21 protein-coding genes are annotated in these 19,894 nt (G+C 64.3%); 15 read left to right on the top strand and 6 right to left on the bottom strand.

Annotated elements, in window-relative coordinates:
• Window positions 1–5: 5 nt before the first annotated feature.
• From bchO to crtA, 4 genes are read right to left on the bottom strand one after another with little or no spacing between them, the layout of a single operon-like run.
• The gene (bchO, locus tag ROS217_RS18285; protein WP_009819283.1) at window positions 6–878 is read right to left on the bottom strand and encodes an alpha/beta fold hydrolase BchO; all 873 of its coding nucleotides are present in this window, start codon (window positions 876–878) and stop codon (window positions 6–8) included.
• A gap of 3 nt (window positions 879–881) precedes the next feature.
• Window positions 882–2,540 carry a magnesium chelatase subunit D gene (locus tag ROS217_RS18280; protein ID WP_009819282.1) on the bottom strand — a complete coding sequence of 553 codons (1,659 nt, stop codon included), beginning with the start codon at window positions 2,538–2,540 and terminating at the stop codon, window positions 882–884.
• Window positions 2,537–3,541 (bottom strand): magnesium chelatase ATPase subunit I, encoded by a 1,005-nt coding sequence (bchI, locus tag ROS217_RS18275; protein ID WP_009819281.1) that lies wholly within the window; start codon window positions 3,539–3,541, stop codon window positions 2,537–2,539. The genes ROS217_RS18280 and bchI overlap by 4 nt, the downstream gene beginning before the upstream one ends.
• Window positions 3,538–4,284: a spheroidene monooxygenase gene (gene crtA / locus ROS217_RS18270; RefSeq protein WP_050766458.1), complete on the bottom strand. Its 747-nt coding sequence runs from the start codon at window positions 4,282–4,284 to the stop codon at window positions 3,538–3,540. The genes bchI and crtA overlap by 4 nt, the downstream gene beginning before the upstream one ends.
• Before the next feature lie 70 nt (window positions 4,285–4,354).
• On the opposite strand from crtA, the gene ROS217_RS18265 reads away from it, so the two are divergent.
• From ROS217_RS18265 to tspO, 3 genes are read left to right on the top strand one after another with little or no spacing between them, the layout of a single operon-like run.
• On the top strand, window positions 4,355–5,911 hold the full coding sequence (locus ROS217_RS18265; RefSeq protein ID WP_009819279.1) for a phytoene desaturase: 1,557 nt from the start codon (window positions 4,355–4,357) through the stop codon (window positions 5,909–5,911).
• Complete coding sequence (gene crtB / locus ROS217_RS18260) at window positions 5,908–6,957, top strand: 15-cis-phytoene synthase (protein ID WP_009819278.1); 1,050 nt, start codon at window positions 5,908–5,910, stop codon at window positions 6,955–6,957. Before ROS217_RS18265 ends, crtB begins: the two co-directional genes overlap by 4 nt.
• A complete protein-coding gene (tspO, locus tag ROS217_RS18255) occupies window positions 6,954–7,415 on the top strand; it encodes a tryptophan-rich sensory protein TspO (protein WP_009819277.1) in 462 nt (153 codons plus the stop codon). The genes crtB and tspO overlap by 4 nt, the downstream gene beginning before the upstream one ends.
• A gap of 95 nt (window positions 7,416–7,510) precedes the next feature.
• Here tspO and crtC read toward each other — a convergent pair whose 3' ends face one another.
• Both crtC and crtD read right to left on the bottom strand, forming a co-directional pair.
• Window positions 7,511–8,383 carry a carotenoid 1,2-hydratase gene (crtC, locus tag ROS217_RS18250; protein ID WP_083781595.1) on the bottom strand — a complete coding sequence of 291 codons (873 nt, stop codon included), beginning with the start codon at window positions 8,381–8,383 and terminating at the stop codon, window positions 7,511–7,513.
• Window positions 8,380–9,930, bottom strand: a complete 1,551-nt coding sequence (crtD, locus tag ROS217_RS18245; protein ID WP_009819275.1) for a 1-hydroxycarotenoid 3,4-desaturase CrtD — start codon at window positions 9,928–9,930, stop codon at window positions 8,380–8,382. Before crtD ends, crtC begins: the two co-directional genes overlap by 4 nt.
• Window positions 9,931–10,022: 92 nt before the next feature.
• Here crtD and ROS217_RS18240 point away from each other — a divergent pair, with 92 nt between their 5' ends.
• From ROS217_RS18240 to pufM, 12 genes are all read left to right on the top strand, one after another.
• On the top strand, window positions 10,023–10,892 hold the full coding sequence (locus ROS217_RS18240; RefSeq protein ID WP_009819274.1) for a polyprenyl synthetase family protein: 870 nt from the start codon (window positions 10,023–10,025) through the stop codon (window positions 10,890–10,892).
• A 4-nt stretch (window positions 10,893–10,896) separates the two neighbouring features.
• Entirely contained in the window at window positions 10,897–12,030 is a 1,134-nt protein-coding gene (locus ROS217_RS18235) for a methyltransferase (RefSeq protein ID WP_009819273.1), read from the top strand.
• 114 nt (window positions 12,031–12,144) lie between these two features.
• On the top strand, window positions 12,145–13,086 hold the full coding sequence (bchC, locus tag ROS217_RS18230; protein ID WP_040650741.1) for a chlorophyll synthesis pathway protein BchC: 942 nt from the start codon (window positions 12,145–12,147) through the stop codon (window positions 13,084–13,086).
• Entirely contained in the window at window positions 13,083–14,084 is a 1,002-nt protein-coding gene (locus tag ROS217_RS18225; protein ID WP_009819271.1) for a chlorophyllide a reductase iron protein subunit X, read from the top strand. The genes bchC and ROS217_RS18225 overlap by 4 nt, the downstream gene beginning before the upstream one ends.
• Window positions 14,071–14,235 carry a hypothetical protein gene (locus ROS217_RS24440; protein WP_198134901.1) on the top strand — a complete coding sequence of 55 codons (165 nt, stop codon included), beginning with the start codon at window positions 14,071–14,073 and terminating at the stop codon, window positions 14,233–14,235. The genes ROS217_RS18225 and ROS217_RS24440 overlap by 14 nt, the downstream gene beginning before the upstream one ends.
• Window positions 14,232–15,791: a chlorophyllide a reductase subunit Y gene (bchY, locus tag ROS217_RS18220; RefSeq protein ID WP_009819270.1), complete on the top strand. Its 1,560-nt coding sequence runs from the start codon at window positions 14,232–14,234 to the stop codon at window positions 15,789–15,791. The genes ROS217_RS24440 and bchY overlap by 4 nt, the downstream gene beginning before the upstream one ends.
• On the top strand, window positions 15,791–17,266 hold the full coding sequence (gene bchZ, locus ROS217_RS18215) for a chlorophyllide a reductase subunit Z (protein WP_009819269.1): 1,476 nt from the start codon (window positions 15,791–15,793) through the stop codon (window positions 17,264–17,266). Before bchY ends, bchZ begins: the two co-directional genes overlap by 1 nt.
• Before the next feature lie 4 nt (window positions 17,267–17,270).
• Entirely contained in the window at window positions 17,271–17,498 is a 228-nt protein-coding gene (gene pufQ, locus ROS217_RS18210; protein ID WP_009819268.1) for a cytochrome PufQ, read from the top strand.
• Window positions 17,499–17,624: 126 nt separating this feature from the next.
• On the top strand, window positions 17,625–17,774 hold the full coding sequence (pufB, locus tag ROS217_RS18205; protein WP_009819267.1) for a light-harvesting antenna LH1, beta subunit: 150 nt from the start codon (window positions 17,625–17,627) through the stop codon (window positions 17,772–17,774).
• Window positions 17,775–17,789: 15 nt separating this feature from the next.
• Window positions 17,790–17,951 (top strand): light-harvesting antenna LH1, alpha subunit, encoded by a 162-nt coding sequence (pufA, locus tag ROS217_RS18200; protein WP_008280385.1) that lies wholly within the window; start codon window positions 17,790–17,792, stop codon window positions 17,949–17,951.
• Window positions 17,952–18,065: 114 nt separating this feature from the next.
• Window positions 18,066–18,905, top strand: a complete 840-nt coding sequence (gene pufL, locus ROS217_RS18195; protein WP_009819266.1) for a photosynthetic reaction center subunit L — start codon at window positions 18,066–18,068, stop codon at window positions 18,903–18,905.
• Between the two features lie 2 nt (window positions 18,906–18,907).
• Entirely contained in the window at window positions 18,908–19,894 is a 987-nt protein-coding gene (pufM, locus tag ROS217_RS18190; RefSeq protein WP_009819265.1) for a photosynthetic reaction center subunit M, read from the top strand.

The following is a 19,894-nucleotide window of genomic DNA, read 5'->3' as shown; positions in this document are numbered from 1 at the left end:
CCGGATCAGCCGGGCCAGTTTGCGCTGTCGGTCAACATTGCCAGAATACGGGCAGGGTCCTCTTCATGGGCCAGATGCCCCAACCCGTCCAACGCAACCACCTGCGCGCAGGACAGGCGTGCCGCCGCGCGCGTCGAGGTATCGGGCGGCACCGCCAGATCCCGCGCACCGGTGATCAAGAGGCACCGGTTGGGAATCGTGCTCAGCCGGTCCAGCAAAGGGGCCACATCCCATTGCGCCATCATTTGCAGCGTGCCATCGACATGCGCCCGGTCCGCGATCAGACGCCCATAGAGCGTCAGACCCTCGGGCGGGATGCGCGATCCGGTGCTCTCGATCAGACGACGTGCGCGTGTCACCTTGTCCGCACCCAGCGTAAAGAGCGCCGCTGTCAAAGGGTTGAGCGCCAGCAGCTTGGCCAACACTGGAAACAGCCAGCCCGCGACGCCCTCGAAGGGTCCAAGGGCAGCATTGAGACAGGCAATGTCCGGCGGCCTGCCCTCGGGGGTCATCAGACGCGTGGCCAGCTCGAGCGCAATCGCGCCCCCAGCCGAATGCCCCACAATCAGATCGGGCTGCCACCCCTGCGCCTCGCAAAGTGCTGCGATATCCTCGGCCATACCGGTCAGGCCCAGACGGCGCTTGGCACCGGCACGGCTGAATCCCTGACCCGGCAGATCAATCGCAATCACCCGGTGGCTCTGCGCCAAAAGCGGCATCAGATCCCGCCAGCTATGGGTCGAGGCCCCGGCCCCATGCAGCAAGAGCGCCAGCGGACCGCTGCCCATTTCCTGCACATGCCAGTGATGTGGCGCATGGTATAGCCGCCGGGAGTGCGCGCTATGGGGCCATGTCGCCAGATCGCGCTGCCAGTCCATGGCTCAATCTCCCAAGGCCAAGGTCACAGCCGCAGAGATCGCGCGCGCATCGGCGCGGGGCAGAGGCAGGTGCCGCGCGCCCATCTCGGCCGCAAGATGTGCCGGTTCCGGGCCGGGACGGGCTGAGATGTCGATGACGATGGCGGGCAGGCTCCGGTCGCGCCAGAGGCGGGCCATGCGCGTGGCATCCAACCCGGCCTGCACCCGGTCGCCGTGGCCATCTAGCGTGATATTGGCCCGCGCATCGGTCAGCAGCGCCAGCGCCGGGCTCAGCCCGTGGGTCTCGGCCTGACGGGCCAGGATCAGCGCCGCTTCAATCGCCGCAGCAAGCGGCGTGCCGCCGCCACCGGGCAGACCTGCAAGCCGCCGCTTGGCCTGCACCAACGCGCGCGTCGGCGGCAGGATCAGCTCTGCGCCCTGACCCCGAAACGCGATCAACGCCACACGGTCGCGCCGCGCATAGGCCTGCGCGAGCAGCAGTTCAACTGCGCCCTTGGCCTCGGCCAGACGGGCCAGGGCTGACGAACCAGAGGCATCCACGGCAAAGATCACCAGCCGGTCGGCGCGATCCTCGAACCGTTTTATATGGATGTCCGAGGCGTGAATGATGAGACCCGGCGCATCGAGTCGGGTGCGCCGCCGCAGGGCTTGCCAGGGGGCTGCGCTGCGCAGCGTGGCAATCAGATCAATCCGCCCGCGCCCATCCGGCGCACCGGCGCGGGCCGGAAGCGGGCGACCGCGCTGATGCGCCTTGCGCCGCGCCCCCGCACCCGAGCCAGCCCCGCGGCGTTGACCCGAGCGGCTGGCCAGACTGTCCAGCAGCGCGGGGGGCAACAGGGCCGCCACCGCCTCGAGCAGCACCTCATCGGGAATGTCGGGCGTGTCCGCGCTGGATTGGTCCTCGGGGTCGGGTGTCTCGTCGGGCCTCTCGTCTTCGGGCTCTTGTGGCAGCTGCGTGGCCCGCGACGGATACACCAGCTCTGCGGCTTCGCGCAGATCGTCCTGCGTGACCGTGCCGCGATCCGCCAAGGCCGCCAGAGCGCGGGCGGCCCACAGCGCGAGGAGCGGCGCGCGCAGGCTGTCAATGCCGAAACTGGCAGCCAGCGCCGTGAGCGTGGCAATATCTTCGGGGCTGTGCGTCACGCCAGCAAGCCTGTCGCGCGCCTCCCTCAGATCGGCGGGGGCCGGCATCAGGGCGGGGGCCGCATCGTGGCGAATATCGTCCAGTGTGACATGCAGCCCTAGCCGCTCTGTCAGGGTTGCCGGTGCCGCCTCCTCGCCGTCGATCCCCTCGTCCAACAGCACCAGCGCATGCGCGCCGCTCTGATCCAGCAGTTGCGCCAGCCGTGCGGCAAGCGACGGCGGTGTGCGCTCGGCCATGGTCAGGATCAGCCGGGACGGGCTCTGCGCCAGTCCCGCGCTCTGAATGAGACGTCCGGCGGCCAGTGTCGCGGCAATATCAGCCCCGCCAAACAGCTGTGTATCCGTCAGGTCGGGATGGATGCGGCGGGCGGGGCCGGGCAGGCGGGCGAGGGCCATTTCAAACGCCTGTCGCACCGGCCCGGCGCGGGCCCGCAGCGTCAGACCACGCAGCCCTTCGGGATCAATCGCCAGCAAGCTGAGCGCCCGCAGCGCGCGCCCCCATGCCGGGCTGGGCGTCATCCCCAGACCTCGGACATGGCGCGCGCGATGCGCGTGGCGCTGCCCGCCTCGTCCAAGGGATCGCGGCGCAGCCTGTGGCTGAGCGCCAGAGGCGCCACTTGGGCAAGATGATCGCGGGTCACGGCGGCATCCCCCGCATAGGCCGCCAAGGCGCGGGCGGCACGCAGCAAGGTCAACTCGCCGCGCAGCCCGTCTGCGCCGATGGCGATGCAGAGCGTCGCGCAATCGCGCAAGGCCTCCTCGGGCGTGCCCACGCGGCGCAGGGTGTCGCGCGCGGCGAGGATGGCGGCGCGAATGTGACCATCTTCGGCCTGCCATTTCTCCATGAACGCGGCCGTGTCCCGCTCATAAGCGTCGCGGCGGCGGATCACTTCGATGCGCTCTTCGATGTCCTTGGGCGAGCGCACCTCGACCGAGAGACCGAAGCGGTCCAAGAGTTGCGGGCGCAATTCGCCCTCTTCGGGGTTGCCAGAGCCCACCAGCACAAAGCGCGCCGCATGGCGGATCGAGAGACCCTCGCGCTCGACCACGTTCTCGCCGGATTGGGCCACATCGAGCAAAAGATCGACGATGTGATCCTCCAGAAGATTGACCTCGTCGATATAGAGATAGCCGCGGTTGGCCCGTGCCAAGAGTCCCGGTTGAAACGCCTTTTCGCCCAAGGTCAGCGCCCGTTCGATATCAAGCGCGCCGGTCACGCGGTCCTCGGTCACACCCAAGGGCAGATCAACCACCGGGGTTGGCCGCTCGACCATGTCGCCCAGAGGCGCGGTGGACCAGTCGGGCGTGTCTTCGGGACGCTCTGCATTGATCGGACTGCCGTCGATCATGCGAATGGGCGGCAACAGAGCGGCCAGCGCCCGGACGGCTGTGGATTTGCCAGTGCCCCGGTCGCCAAACACCAACACGCCACCAAGCCCCGGCTCGATCGCCGTGAGGATCATGGCACGTTTCATGTCGTCCTGACCGACAATGGCGGAAAACGGAAAAGCTGCGGTCATATCTGTCCTTTGATGTGAGTGAGCGGGCTCGTGCCCCCCCATGTGCCATGATCGCCGATGACACGAAAGCGGGCGTAGAGTTCTTCGCGAAACCAATCGCCATCGCGCACGGCGGCGATGGCGCGGGCATGCGGGCCGTCATGGCGGGCAAACGCTGTCATGCTCTGTGCATCGGGCCAGATCGAGAATGTGACCTGATGCAAGAACGGCACCTCGCCCACCCCGATCTTGAACGCAACGTTGGGGTCCGCTCCGATCACCGCGCTGATATCCGGCACGCGACGCCAGAATTGCAGCGCCTTGCGTGGGTGCACGGTGGCACGCGTGAGCGCCGCAAGCGGGCCGGTGCTCGCGGGGCTGGTGATCTGGAACGGGGCTTCGCCCGACCAATGCCCCCGCGCCGAGGTGGGCGATAGGAATAGCGTCCAACTTTCGGTGGCGCGCGTCCGGTAGCGGCCAAAAATCGGCGCGGTCTCTGTCTGTTTGCGGGCCGTGGCCGCGTCCGGCCAGACGGCAAGAATGGCATAGACGCCAGTGTTCGGAATGGGGGTAAAGCCTTCACCTGTTCCGGACCCCAACAGCTTCCAGAACCCGATGTCCGGCACCTTTGGCAGGGCCAGACGCGCCGCGCCCATCATGGTCAGCGCCCAGAGCCGGTCGATACCGCGCGAGAAGCGGAAAAAACTGAGGCTGACGGTTTGAATGGCACCGCTCCTTTCCGGGCTGTCAGATAAGTCTGACACGGTTTGACGCACAAGAAAAGAGGCGCGAGAAATGATTGTCAATTAAACTAGACACATGTAGGGTCATCTTATGTTGACAAGAGTCGATCCGCGCCTGATGGAACAGGCCACACGCGCCGATGCCCCGCATGCAGTGGTCATTGGGGCCGGGCTCGGGGGGTTGGCCTCTGCGATGCGACTGGGGGCCAAAGGATACCGCGTGACAGTTCTGGACCGCCTTGACAGCCCCGGCGGTCGCGGCTCCAGCATCACCAAGGACGGTCACCGCTTTGATCTGGGGCCGACAATTGTCACTGTACCGCAGCTCTTTCGCGAGTTGTGGGCGGCCTGCGGGCGCGATTTCGATACCGATGTCGATCTGCGCGCGCTCGATCCTTTCTACGAAATCCGCTGGCCGGATGGCAGCACCTTTACGGCGCGTCAGGACCGGGAGGCGATGCGCGCTGAGGTCTCGCGCCTGTCGCCCGGCGACTTGGCGGGCTATGATCGCTTCGTCAAGGACAGCGAGACGCGCTATTGGTTCGGCTTCGAGGATCTGGGGCGCAGGTCCATGCACCGTCTGGTAGACCTGATCAAGGTCTTGCCGAAATTCGCGTGGCTGCGGGCCGACCGCTCGGTCTATGCCCATGCGGCGGGGCGGATGAAGGATGAACGCCTGCGCATGGCGCTGTCGTTCCATCCGCTCTTTATCGGCGGTGATCCCTTCAACGTGACGTCCATGTATGCGCTCGTCAGCCATCTGGAGGCGGCCTTTGGCGTGCATTACGCCATCGGCGGTGTCGATGCCATCGCCCGCGCCATGGTCCGGGTGATCGAGGGGCAGGGCGGTCTGATCCGGCAGGGGGCCGAGGTCGATGAGATCGTCATCACCAAGAGCCATGCAACGGGCGTCAAGCTGTTGGGTGGTGAGGCGATCAACGCCGATATCGTCGTCTCCAATGCCGATGCCGGGCACACCTATGACCACCTGTTGCGCAATCACACGAAACGGCGCTGGACACCGGCACGGCTCAAACGCTCGCGCTGGTCGATGAGCCTCTTTGTTTGGTATTTCGGCACCCAAGGCACGCGCGAGATGTGGCCGGATGCGGGCCATCACACCATTCTCAACGGCCCCCGTTACAAAGGGCTGGTTCGCGACATCTTCCGGCGTGGCATTCTGTCCGAGGACATGAGCCTCTATGTGCATCGCCCCTCGGTCACCGATCCGGGTGTTGCCCCTGCGGGGGGGGACACGTTTTACGCGCTCAGCCCGGTGCCTCATCTGGGCCATGCCGATCCGGTAGATTGGGCCGCCGAGGCCGAACCCTATCGCCAAAAGGTGCAAAAGGTGCTCGAAGATCAATTGCTTCCGGGGTTGGGCGCGTATCTGACCGCGTCCGAGGTCTTCACCCCCGAAACCTTTCGCGACCGCTATCTCAGCCCCTATGGCACCGGATTTTCCATCGAGCCGCGCATCCTGCAAAGCGCGTGGTTCCGCCCCCATAACGTCAGCGAAGAGGCGCGCGGCCTCTACCTTGTCGGGGCAGGCACCCATCCGGGCGCGGGCTTGCCGGGGGTGATTTCCAGCGCCGAAGTGCTGGCGCAATTGGTGCCCGATGCGGTGCCCGTGGGGGTAGAGCGATGATTGACCCGCATGATCTGGCGCATTGCACCGAGGCGATCCGCCACGGGTCACGTTCTTTTCACGCCGCCTCCAAACTCTTGCCGCGCCGGGTCCGCGATCCGGCCTTGGCGCTCTATGCCTTTTGCCGTCTGGCCGATGACGCCGTGGACGAAAACCGCGAAAAGGCGGCGGCGGTCCTGTCGCTGCACGAACGGCTGGATCTCGCCTATGCGGGGCGGCCCCGCAATGCCCCCGCCGACCGCGCCTTTGCCGCCATCATCGAGGGGTTCGACATGCCGCGCGCCCTGCCGGATGCGCTGCTCGAGGGCTTGGCTTGGGATGCCGAAGGGCGGCGCTATGCAACCCTGTCCGAGCTGCGGGCCTATGCGGCGCGCGTGGCCTCTGCCGTGGGCGCAATGATGTGCGTGCTGATGCGGGTGCGCGACCGTGATGCGCTGGCACGGGCCTGCGATCTGGGCGTTGCCATGCAACTCACCAATATTGCCCGCGATGTCGGCGAAGACGCGCGCGAGGGGCGGCTTTATCTGCCGCTCGACTGGCTCTCCGAGGCAGGCATGACGCCCGACGACTTCCTGCACAGCACAACGGCAACCCCCGAGAACCGTCGCATGGTGCGCAAACTCCTGCACGAGGCCGACGCGCTCTATAACCGCTCTGAATCCGGGATTGCTGCGCTTCCGCTCGCGGCACGGCCGGGCATCTTTGCCGCCCGCTTCATCTACGCCGGAATTGGCGGGCGGGTGCGGGCCGGTGGCTATGACAGCATCACCCGGCGCGCCCGCACCAATGGTCGGCAGAAACTGGGCTGGCTCATGCTGGCCATGCTGCGGGCGGGCGGCACGGTGATCCTGCCCCACTCCCCCATGATCTACGCCAAATCCCTGCCTGAAACCGAGTTTCTGGTGCGCGCCGCCGCTCAGGACGCCCCCCGTGCCGCCGACTGGAGCGATACGCTTTACGAGGCGCTGGCCCGCCTCAAGGCGCAGGATATCGAGCGCGAGACAGGGTTGAGCCGCGATGTCGGGCAGGTTAGAGAGACTGCATGATATGGATCACCTTCGGAATTTTTCTGGCAGCCTGCTTTGCGGCAGGGTCGACCGGCGGGTTGTTTCCGCCGGGTGACTGGTATGCGCGCCTGAAAAAGCCGTGGTGGACGCCGCCCAACTGGCTCTTTCCCGTGGCATGGACCACCCTCTATATCTGCATGGCGGCGGCGGGCGCACGCGTGGCGGTCAGCCCCGGCAACGGGATTGCGATGGCGCTCTGGTCCTTGCAAATCGCACTCAACGGGCTGTGGACGCCGGTCTTCTTTGGCCTGCGGCGGATGCGGTTGGGGCTGATCGTGCTCTGCGCCCTTTGGGTCTCGGTGGCGACAACGTTGGTGGCGCTCTGGTCCGTGGATTGGATCGCCGGGCTGCTCTTTGTGCCCTATCTCACATGGGTCAGCGTGGCGGGGCTGCTCAACCTCTCGGTGCTGCGGCTCAACCCGGATGCGGTGCGCTAGGCGGCGGCGATTGGTCTTGAGCGGACCTTGATTGCGGTTTAACCACGCGGTCCCTCTGACCTCGAGCACTGTCATCTTGGCTCAGTTTCCCGTCTCTATTCAAACCGCCACCGTGATCGGCGCGGCACGCGCACGGCGAGCATCGGCTTGAGCACACCGGCACGAAACCGCGTCAGGTCCAAGGCTTCATGCACCCCCACGGTTTCCTCACCGTCCAACCGCGTGCGCACCGCCGAACGGCTGTAGAACGGCGCATCGAGCATCGGCTTGACCTGCTTGGGCTGATAGCCAGCGTCGGCACGGGTGTCGCGCGCCACCATCCAGAGACTCCGGCGCATCGCCACCTTGGGTGGCAGAGGAATGGTTTCCGCGTTGCCTGCTGCATCAAAATGCACGGCCATCGCCAGTTCTGATCCATCCATCCGAACCGCATCGTAGAAACAGGTCGATCCACCCCGCGCCGGATACCGCCCCCAGGTCCAATAGCGAAAATCCTGTTCCAGCGCGCGCGTGCCAAAGTTGGCGTCGAAATAGCCGTGCCCCTGCCACTGCCATCCGGGCGCGTCGAGATCGACCTCGATGGTCGAGGTGGGGCCAAAGGGCCGCCAGATATGTGTACCTTCGGGGGTCAGCGGTAACTCTACCCCCGTCAACGCCGTCGGCGTCACGGTAATACGTCCGCGCACGCGGCTGATGACGGGCGGCGATGAAATCTCGTTGATCTCAATGATCAACTGCCCGTCCTGCCAACGCATCGAGGATGGCCCCACCGTCAGGCAATCCTCTGTCTGGCGCAAAGCAGACGTGCCTCGGTCGGTCATCGTGAACCGCCCCCCTTGCCCATAGGTGGCCACGTTGATGCAGACATGGTTGGCCGGGTTCTTGCGGCCTGACCAGGCATACCATGGCGAGAATACCGATCCGATGAAGGCAATGACGCTGACCGCACGGCGGCCATCGTCGCTCAGGCCGTCGATATACCACCAGGCGTAGCCAATGCTGGGGATGTCGAGATTGAAATTCGGTCGCTCAATATCGCCTCGGCCGCGTGCCGGGCGGAGAGCGTGGCCATGGGCACGCCCGCCCCCGGATGCGCCCCACCCCCCACCAGATAGAGGCCCGTCACCCGCGTCCGCGCCACCGGGCGCTGAAAGGCCGCCATCATCCCCTGCGGGCTCTGCCCGTAGAGCGATCCGAGCGAGGCTGGGAACATCCGGTCGAACCGCGCCGGCGTCGTCAGCGCCCCCTCGCCCGGCAAGGGATTGAAGCGCAGACCAAAACCCGCGAGGGTCTGAAAGGTTCGGGTGTAACATGAGGCAAAATCCTCGGCTGCTTGGGTGAGGCCGTCGAGCGGCGGAGCATTCAGAATGATCTCGAACCGCTCCCGCGTTGGGGGCGGCTCGAGCAGTCCACGATCCTGCGCACAGATATAGACCGTGGGATCACGCGGGCAGCGCCCGGTGCGCAGGTCGTCAAATTCGGACCTAGGATCGGCGGCAAAGAACACATTGTGATGCGCCAGATCAACGCCCGAGGGCGTGGCGGCAAAGGCCCAGACCTGAGCCGAGAGGCTGCGCGCGCTCCTGAGTGTTTGCGGGGCAATATGAGACAGGTCGGGCCCAAGCGCCCCCGAGGCCAAAGCGCGCGGATCGCCGTTGAACACCACATGCGCCGCAGGAATATGCGTGCCATCGGCAAGGGTGACGCCGGTCGCGCCCCCCGCGTGCGTATCAATCCGCGCGACATGCGCCTGAAAGCGGAACTCGGCCCCGCGCGCGCGCGCCAAATCCATCAGACTTTGCGCCAGCCGGTGCATGCCGCCCCGCACCACCCAGACCCCCGCCGCCTCGGCTTGCCAGATCAATGACAGAAGGGCTGGGGAGTGATAGGGCGACCCGCCGACATAGGTCGCATAGCGCCCAAAGAGCTGTGCCAGACGTGGGTCGTCAAAGTGCCGCGCAAGGCTCTGCGCCAGTGTGGACAGCGGCGCCATGGCGCGGATCAGCGTCGGTTGTCGCGCAACAACGGCGCTCAGGGCAAGCGGAGAGGGCGCGGCCGCCTGCATCATCGGCCCGTCAAAGGCCGTGAAGAGGCGGCGGGCGCGCTTGGAGAATTCGGTAAACTGCCGCGCGGCCCGCGCTCCCGCAAAGGCATGGATTGCTGCGCAACTTCGCGTCTCATCGGCAAAGAGGTCGAGCATGCTGCCATCCGGCCAGAAATGCCGCGCAAGAATCTCTTGCGGAACAAGGTCAATGTGATCCTCAAGGCGCTCGCCGATACTGGCAAAGAGCGCGTCAAAGACGCCGCGCAGGGTCAAAACAGTTGGCCCCGCATCGACCGGCCCGGCCGCCGAGGGCAGGGCGCGCATCTTGCCGCCCGGACCGGCGTGGCGTTCCAGCACCATAGCCGGCAGGCCGGCATGCGCCAGCCGCACAGCAGCAGCCAGCCCCGCGATCCCGGCACCGACGACTACGACTCGGGTGCGCGCGTCTGAAAGAGGGGTGTCTGACTTCATAATGCGATTGTTGACTCATGCGCGCAATGTGTCCAGTATGATTTACACATGATGTGTCAGATTTGTGATACAATCGGCAAAAAGGAGTGGCCATGCCCATCGAGACCCGCATTGAGGCGGCCATTGCGCAGGCGATTGCGCGGGGGCAGGCGGGGCAGACCCCGGCACGGCTGGCCGACGCCCTTGATTACGCGACAAGCCCCGGGGGCGCGCGCATCCGCCCGACGATTCTCATGTCTGTGGCAATGGCCTGTGGCGATGACCGGCCCGACCTCAGCGATGCCGCCGCCGCAGCACTGGAGATCATGCATTGCGCAAGCCTTGTGCATGATGATCTGCCCTGTTTCGACGATGCCGATCTGCGACGCGGCAAGGCTTCGGTGCATCGCGCCTATTCCGAACCGCTGGCCGTGCTGACCGGCGATGCGCTGATCATCATGTCCTTTGAAATTCTCGCCCGCGTGGCCCATCACGATGCCGGCCGCGCCACGGCGTTGATCCTTGCCCTTGCCCGACGCAGCGGCATGCCCAATGGCATCTGTGCTGGTCAGGGCTGGGAGAGCGAACCAAAGGTCGATCTCGAGGCCTATCACCGCTCCAAAACCGGCGCGCTCTTTATCGCCGCAACCCAGATGGGGGCCATCGCGGCGGGGCATGAGCCCGAACCGTGGTATGAGCTTGGCGCGCGCATCGGTGCCGCGTTTCAGGTGGCCGACGACTTGCGCGATGCACTCTTGGATGCCGAGACCCTGGGCAAGCCGGTGGGGCAGGACGATCTGCACGGGCGTCCCAATGCGGTGGCCGAACTCGGCGTGCCCGGGGCCGTAACGCGGCTCAAGGATATTCTGGCGGGGGCGATTTCCTCGATCCCGTCCTGCCCCGGCGAGGCGCGTCTGGCCAAGATGGTACAGATGCAGGCCGAGCGGATCATTTCTGTTCTGCCCGCGCGCATGCGGGCCTGACCGCATGACTGTGGCAGGCGACCTGACAGAGCGTCGCCCGCAGAGGCGTGGCGGCTGGCTCACGCGCCTGATCTCAAATCCACGCTTTCAGCATTGGGCCAGCGGCTTCCCCTTGACACGTGGCATTGCGCGGCGCGACGGGGCCGAGATTTTCGATATCGTCCAAGGGTTTGTGCAGTCGCAGGTGCTATCGGCGCTGGTCGAGCTGGAGCTTTTGCATCGTCTCGCCGATGGACCGCAGGACCCCGCCGGTCTGGCGCGACGCACGGGTGTGCCCGAAGATCGCATGACGATTCTGCTTCAGGCGGGCGCGGCTCTTCATCTCCTCAAACGTCGCCGTGACGGGCGCTATGCTCTGGCCCGCAAAGGTGCGGCCATTCTCGGGGTGCCGGGGCTTGAAGCGATGATTCGCCATCATCACGCCTTCTACGCTGACATGGCAGATCCCGTCGCCCTCTTGCGCGGGCAGGGCGAGACGGAATTGGCCCGTTTCTGGCCCTATGTCTTTGGCGCGGCCGCAGAAATGGAGCCGGAGGTCGCCCATCGCTATTCGGACCTCATGGCGCAATCTCAGGGACTTGTGGCGCAGGATGTGCTGCGGATGATCCCGTTCAAGGACACGCGTCACCTGCTGGATATCGGCGGCGGCAGCGGCGCGTTTCTGGGCGCGGTCGCCGCGCGTTACCCCAGGCTGAGCCTCACGCTCTTCGATCTCCCCGAGGTGATCCCCTCCGCGCGCGCCCGTTTGGCACAGGCTGGGTTGAGCGCGCGGTTGACACTCGTTCCCGGCTCGTTTCGCACAGAGTCCCTGCCCATGGGCGCGGATACAATCTCACTCATTCGGGTGCTTTACGATCACGACGACGCCACCGTGACGGCGCTCTTGGCCAAGATCCATGCCGCCTTGCCCCCCGGCGGACGGCTGATTGTGGCTGAACCAATGGCCGGTGGCGCACGGCCAGAGCGTGCGGGTGACGTGTATTTTGCCTTTTATACCATGGCGATGGGCACCGGACGCGCACGCTCGGCCGCGCGCATCGCCGCGCTTTGCCGGGCCGCTGGATTTGACCAGATCCACACACCGCGCAGCCTGCGCCCTTTCGTTGCCAGCGCGCTGTCGTGTGTCAAGTCAGCCTGACGGAAATGTGAATATACATGTAAAGAAAGATTGACACATTGACCTGTCCGGTTACACTTACAAGGAAGAGGAATCCAAAATCTGACAGTGTCAGGCAACGGATAGGAGGCTACCATCGAAACCCGCGCCGTCCATCTCAGAGGTCCCGAAGACCTCTCGGTTGACACCCTGATGCTCAAGGCGCCGGGTGCGGGCGATCTGGTGGTCGATGTCACCCATTCAGGCATTTCCACCGGCACCGAAAAACTCTTTTGGTCCGGCCAGATGCCGCCGTTTCCCGGCATGGGCTATCCGCTGGTGCCCGGCTACGAAGCCGCAGGCGAAGTGGTCGAGGCGGCCCCCGGCACAGGCTACAAACCCGGCGATCATGTGTTCGTGCCCGGTGCCGATTGTTTTGAAGGGGCGTTTGGTCTCTTTGGTGGGGCCTCAGCGCGCCTCGTGACCAAGGCCTCGCGGGTTTGTCGAATCGATGCGGGTTTCGGGGCCGAGGGCGCGCTATTGGCGCTCGCAGCAACAGCGCGCCATGCGATGGCGGGGCTGGACAAGGCGGTGCCGGATCTCATCGTCGGTCACGGCGTTCTGGGCCGTTTGCTCGCACGGTTGACGATTGCCGCCGGTGCGCCTGCGCCCACCGTCTGGGAAACCCAAGCGGATCGTTGCAAGGGCGCACAGGGCTATCCGGTGATCCATCCCGATACGGACACGCGCCGCGATTACCGCGCCATTTACGACGCCTCTGGCGATCCCACGATCCTCAATACCCTGATTGGCCGGCTGGCCAAGGGGGGCGAGGTGGTGCTTGCGGGATTTTATCCGCAGGCGCTCAGCTTTGCCTTTCCGATGGCCTTCATGAAAGAGGCGCGCCTGCGCGTTGCCGCCGAATGGGCGCATGACGACCTGACCGCCACCCGCGCTTTGGTTGAATCGGGTGTGCTTAGCCTTGCTGGGCTGATCACGCATCAGGCCACATCTCGCGACGCAACGCAGGCTTATCGGACCGCCTTCAGCGATCCAGATTGCCTCAAAATGATACTCAACTGGAAGGACGCAGCATGAAAGACGACGTGCCGAACCTAAAAGAGTTCGACCAACGGCTGCGTGATGAAGCGCATGAAGACCTGGCGGACATCATCACAGCCGAGCCGAAGTCCAAGACGCAGATCATTGCGATCTACGGCAAGGGTGGCATCGGCAAGAGTTTCACGCTCGCCAACCTCAGCCATATGATGGCCGAAATGGGCAAGCGCGTGCTGCTGATCGGCTGCGATCCAAAATCCGACACCACCAGCCTGCTGTTCGGCGGCAAGGCCTGCCCCACAATCATCGAAACCTCAGCCAAGAAGAACCTGGCTGGTGAGCCGGTCAAGATCGGCGATGTCTGTTTCAAACGCGGCGGCGTCTTTGCGATGGAGCTGGGCGGGCCAGAAGTGGGCCGGGGCTGTGGCGGGCGCGGGATCATCCACGGCTTTGAGCTGCTGGAGAAACTCGGCTTTCACGATTGGGATTTCGATTACGTCCTTCTGGACTTTCTGGGCGATGTGGTCTGCGGCGGCTTTGGCCTGCCCATCGCGCGGGACATGGCGCAAAAGGTCATTCTTGTCGCCTCGAACGACTTGCAATCGCTCTATGTCGCCAACAACGTCTGCTCCGCGGTTGAGTATTTCCGCAAGCTGGGCGGCAATGTCGGTGTCGCGGGTCTGGTGATCAACAAGGATGACCATTCCGGCGAGGCGCAGGCCTTTGCCAAATCCGTCAATATCCCCGTGCTGGCCGCGATCCCGCAGGATGACGACCTGCGCAAGAAATCCGCCAATTATCAGATCGTTGGCACAGCAGAGAGCCAATGGGGCAGTCTCTTTGCCGAACTGGCCGAGGCGGTCTCGGTCGCCCCGCCGGTGCGCCCCAATCCGCTCGATCAGGATGGGCTTCTGGCGCTCTTCGACAGCAAGGACACAGGCGGAGATTACGTTCTGGTGCCTGCAACAGACGAGGATATGCGCGGCAAATACGCAGCGCCCAAAGCATCGCTGGAGGTGGTCTATGACGACGCCTGATCACCCCCGCCGCGAGACATTGGCCGAGGTGCAGCGCCTGTTGGCGCACGCCCGCCCCGAGCAACTGCGCCGCCTTTTGGCCGATATTGCCGCGTCCTCTACGACCGCAGACCGGGATGAGCAAGCATCCCCCCAAAGGCGGGCGTCATGAGCGATGAAGTCACATATGACGGGGCTGCCGAGGCCCATGTGATCTCCGGCACCGCCGTAGAGCCATCGCCCGAGGTGTCGGACGGGGCAGGGGGCTGCCATTCCGGTGCCGAGATGGACAAGGCCGCGCGCATGGCGGGGCAATCCGAATTGCTCGACCGATACGCCCGCGATTATCCCAAGGGACCGCATGACCAACCCCAGAGCATGTGCCCGGCCTTTGGCTCGCTCCGCGTCGGCCTGCGCATGAAGCGCGTGGCGACCGTGCTGAGCGGGTCCGCCTGCTGCGTCTATGGCCTGACCTTCGTGTCGCATTTCTACGGGGCGCGCCGCTCGGTGGGTTACGTCCCCTTCAATTCCGAAACGCTCGTCACCGGCAAGCTCTTCGAGGATATCCGCGAGAGCGTGCATGAGATGGCCGACCCGGATCGGTTCGACGCCATTGTCGTGACCAACCTCTGCGTGCCGACTGCGAGCGGCGTGCCGCTGCGTCTGCTCCCCAGCGAAATCAACGGCGTGCGAATCGTCGGCATCGACGTGCCGGGCTTTGGTATCCCCACCCATGCCGAGGCCAAGGATGTGTTGGCCGGTGCGATGCTGAATTACGCCCGCAAAGAAGTGATGGCAGGCCCGGTTGCGGCCCCTCAGGGCGGCAAATCCGACCGCCCGACTGTGACCCTGCTGGGCGAGATGTTCCCGGCGGACCCGATGATGATCGGCGCGATGTTGGCCCCCTTGGGGCTGGCTGCCGGGCCGGTGGTGCCGGCCCGTGAGTGGCGCGAGCTATATGCTGCGCTCGATTGCGGCGCGGTGGCGGCGATCCATCCGTTCTACACCGCCGCGATCCGCGAATTCGAGGCCGCAGGCCGCCCCATCGTGGGCTCTGCGCCCGTGGGCCATGACGGCACCGCCGCATGGCTGGCGGGTATCGGCGACGCCTTTGGCCTCGCGCCGGATAAGGTTGCAGCGGCGCAAAACGCCTTCCTGCCCGCCATCAAAGGCGCGCTCGCCAATGCGCCCATCACCGGCACGATCACGCTCTCGGGCTATGAGGGCAGCGAATTGCTGGTGGCGCGTCTCTTGATCGAAAGCGGGGCCAATGTGCCCTATGTCGGCACCGCCTGCCCGAAAACCCCGTGGTCGGCGGCGGATGCAGACTGGCTGGCGGCCAACGGCGTCAAGGTCAAGTTCCGCGCCTCGCTCGAGGATGATTGCGCCGCGATGGAGGCGGTCAAACCTGATCTCGCCATCGGCACGACCCCCGTCGTGCAAAAGGCCAAGGAAAAGGGCATCCCGGCGCTCTATTTCACCAATCTCATCTCCGCTCGTCCCCTCATGGGGCCGGCCGGTGCGGGCAGCTTGGCCGAGGTGGTCAATGCCGCCATGGGCAACAAGGCCCGGATGGATCACATGCGCGCCTTCTTTGCCGGTGTGGGCGACGGCGATACCGCCGGTATCTGGGAGGGCGCTCCGAACCTGCGCCCCGATTTCCGCGCGCAGCATCAGAAGAAACTCGACAAGCAGGCCCGCGCGGCGGCCGCGCAGGAGATGATCTGATGCTCATTCAGGATCATGATCGCGCAGGCGGATATTGGGGGGCGGTCTATGCCTTCTGCGCCGTCAAGGGCTTGCAGGTGGTGATCGACGGCCCCGTGGGCTGTGAAAACCTCCCCGTCACATCGGTCCTGCATTACACCGACGCGCTCCCCCCCCATGAATTGCCCATCGTGGTCACCGGTCTGGGCGAGAGCGAAATGGGATCAGGGACGGAAGAGGCGATGAAACGCGCCTGGGGCACGCTTGATCCCGCCCTGCCAGCCGTCGTTGTCACCGGCTCCATTGCCGAGATGATCGGCGGCGGTGTGACGCCGCAAGGCACCAATATTCAACGCTTCCTGCCGCGCACTATTGATGAGGATCAATGGCAGTCGGCGGATCGCGCAATGACCTGGATCTTCAGCGAATTCGGCATGACCAAGGGGCGCATGCCCCCCGAGAAAAAGCGCGAAGAGGGCAGCGCCCCGCGCGTCAATATCCTTGGGCCAATGTATGGCACCTTCAACATGCCCTCGGACCTGCACGAAATCCGTCGTCTCGTCGAAGGGATCGGGGCAGAGGTCAACATGGTGATGCCTCTGGGCGCGCATCTGGCCGAGATGCGCAATCTGGTCAACGCCGATGTCAATATCGTCATGTACCGAGAGTTTGGCCGCGGTTTGGCCGAGGTTCTGGGCAAGCCCTATCTTCAGGCCCCCATCGGGGTCGAATCGACCACGCTGTTCCTGCGGACACTGGGCGAGATGCTCGGGCTTGACCCAGAACCCTTCATCGCCCGCGAAAAGCACTCGACGCTGAAACCCGTCTGGGATCTCTGGCGCTCGGTGACGCAGGATTTCTTTGCCACGGCGAACTTTGGCATCGTGGCCAATGAAACCTACGCGCGCGGCGTGCGCAATTTCCTCGAAACTGACATGGGCCTGCCCTGCGCCTTTGCGGTGGCCCGGACAGCCGGGAAAAAGACCAACAACGAGGAGGTGCGCAGCCTTGTGCACACCAAACGACCCCTTATCCTGATGGGGTCGATCAACGAGAAGATGTATCTGGCTGAGATGAAGGCCGGGTTTGGCCCGCAGCCGTCTTTCATCCCAATGAGCTTTCCGGGCGCTGCCATCCGGCGCGCGACCGGCACGCCGGTGATGGGCTATGCGGGGGCCACATGGCTGGTTCAGGAAGTGTGCAACAGCCTCTTTGATGCGCTTTTTCACATCCTGCCCTTGGGCACGGAAATGGACGCGGTCCAGGCGACGCCCACGCCCCTGCGCCGGGATTTCCCATGGGATTCGGACGCCGCCCGCGAATTGGAGCGGATCGTCGCCTCCCATCCGGTGCTCACCCGTATTTCCGCAGCCAAGACATTGCGCGACGCCGCCGAAGAGGCCGCGCTGCGGCAGGGCGACGAACGTGTCGTGCTGCAAACCGTTCAAGCGATTTCACCCCGTATGGCCGGGGCCCCAGTTCGAGAGGAGGACTGAGACGATGACTGACATGACATCAAACCCGCCCCGTGTGCGCAGCCGGCAGGCACGCCGCAGGGGTCTGGAATTTCAGCTCTATTTCGCAATGATCTTTGCGTTGGCTCTGCCCTTCGCAACGGTTCTTTGGATGCGCGAGGCGGTTCAGTACCGCACCCTCGACCTGCGCGGCCCCTTGGCCCGCGCTTGGGCCGAGGCGGACCGCACAACGCCATTGATATTCTCGGCCTGACAAGGACCGGGATCAAGGACTGCCTGTCCCATGATGGGGCGGACAGAAACCGGCGGGGCCATGCAGGCCTCGAAGGACCCGGTCGCGGGGCACGCGACGTCAGCATAACGTTCCGGAGGAAAGTTCATGGCTGATAAATCTGACCTGTCGTTCACAGGTCTCACAGACGAGCAGGCCCAAGAGCTGCATTCCGTCTACATGAGCGGCCTATGGCTGTTCACGGCGATTGCAGTGGTTGCACATATTGCAACCTTCATTTGGTTCCCGTGGTTCTAGGAAAGGGGTTAAGACATGGCAAAGTTCTACAAGATCTGGCTCATCTTCGACCCCCGCCGCGTATTCGTGGCGCAGGGCGCGTTCCTGTTTCTTTTGGCAGCGATGATCCATCTCGTGCTTCTGAGCACCGACGGTTTCAACTGGTTTGAAATCGCCGCAGCAAAGTACGGGCAGTGACGTCACTCTCAAAATGATCGCTGCGGGCGGGGCAGGCCTTCGCCCGCGGCTACCTAACGTAACGAAACGGCTGGTCGGGTCATCCGCACAGCCGCACAACGCGGGGACCACGAGATGGCTTTGCTCAGTTTTGAAAGAAAGTACCGTGTCCGCGGAGGAACGCTGGTAGGCGGCGATCTGTTCGATTTTTGGGTCGGGCCCTTCTATGTCGGTTTCTTCGGGGTCACGACAGCATTTTTCGCCGCTTTGGGCACGATCCTGATTTTCTGGGGGGCGTCGCAACAAGGGACGTTCAACCCATGGCTCATCAATATCGCGCCGCCTGACCTCAGCTACGGTCTGGGTCTGGCACCGCTGATGGAGGGGGGATTGTGGCAAATCATCACCTTCTGCGCCACCGGTGCCTTTATCAGCTGGGCGCTGCGCGAAGTGGAAATCTGTCGCAAGCTGGGGATGGGCTATCATGTGCCCTTCGCCTTCAGCTTCGCGATCCTGGCCTATATGACGCTGGTGATCTTTCGCCCGCTTCTGATGGGGGCCTGGGGGCACGGGTTTCCCTACGGGATCTTCAGTCACCTCGATTGGGTCTCGAACACCGGATATGCCTATCTGCACTTCCACTACAACCCGGCGCATATGCTGGCGGTGACGCTGTTCTTCACCACCACCTTTGCACTGGCGCTGCATGGCGGGTTGATCCTGTCGGCGGCCAATCCCGAGAAGGGCGAAGAGATGAAAACGCCCGATCACGAGGATACCTTCTTTCGCGACTTCATTGGCTACTCTGTCGGCACATTGGGCATTCACCGTGTCGGCTTTCTTCTGGCGATCAATGCGGTCTTTTTCTCGGCTGTCTGTATCATCATCTCCGGCCCGGTCTGGACCAAGGGTTGGCCCGAATGGTGGAATTGGTGGCTCGACCTGCCGATCTGGCCTAGCCAAGTGGGGATGTGACCATGATTGAGTATCAGAATATATTCACCCAAGTGCAGGTTCAGGGCCAACCTGAATGGGGCATGGACGACACTGGCCGGATGATGGAAGAGCGCGCGGGCAAGCCGTTTTTCTCGACCCTCATCGGCTGGCTGGGCAACGCGCAGATCGGTCCGATCAACCTCGGCATGCTCGGTGTGATCAGCCTCATCAGCGGCTTCATGTGGTTCTTTATCGTGGGCCTCAACATGCTGGCGCAGGTCGGCTGGTCGCTGCCGGAATTCCTGCGGCAACTCTTCTGGCTGGCACTCGAGCCGCCGGGGCCCGAACACGGCCTCTCGATGCCCCCGCTCAATGATGGCGGCTGGTATATCATCAGCTCGTTCTTTCTGCTGGTGGCTGTCTGCGCCTGGTGGCTGCGCACCTATCAACTGGCCGCAAGCCACAAGATGGGCAAGCATGTCGCCTGGGCCTTCGCCTCTGCCATCTGGCTCTTTCTGGTGTTGGGCCTCTTCCGGCCGATCCTGATGGGATCGTGGTCCGAGGCGGTGCCCTACGGCATCTTCCCGCACCTTGACTGGACCACCGCGTTCTCGATCCGCTACGGCAACCTCTACTACAACCCGTTCCACTGCCTCTCGATCGTCTTCCTCTATGGCTCGGTCCTGCTCTTTGCGATGCACGGCGCCACCATTCTCGCGGTCAGCCGTTTCGGCGGAGACCGGGAGTTGGAGCAGATCGTCGACCGTGGCACGGCATCAGAGCGCGCCGCCCTCTTCTGGCGCTGGACCATGGGGTTCAACGCGACAATGGAGGGGATTCACCGCTGGGCCTGGTGGTTTGCGGTTCTCACCCCGATCACGGGTGGTATCGGCATCCTTCTGACCGGCACGGTCGTGGACAACTGGTTCATCTGGGCACAGGAACACAACTTTGCGCCCCTCTATGACGGATCTTACGGCTACGACGCTTACGGCTCTTACGAAGCCTTCATCGGACAAGGAGAGTAA

The organism is Roseovarius sp. 217 (genome assembly GCF_000152845.1).
In the GTDB taxonomy this organism is placed as follows: domain Bacteria; phylum Pseudomonadota; class Alphaproteobacteria; order Rhodobacterales; family Rhodobacteraceae; genus Roseovarius.
This window is presented reverse-complemented; position numbering and strand designations above follow the sequence as displayed.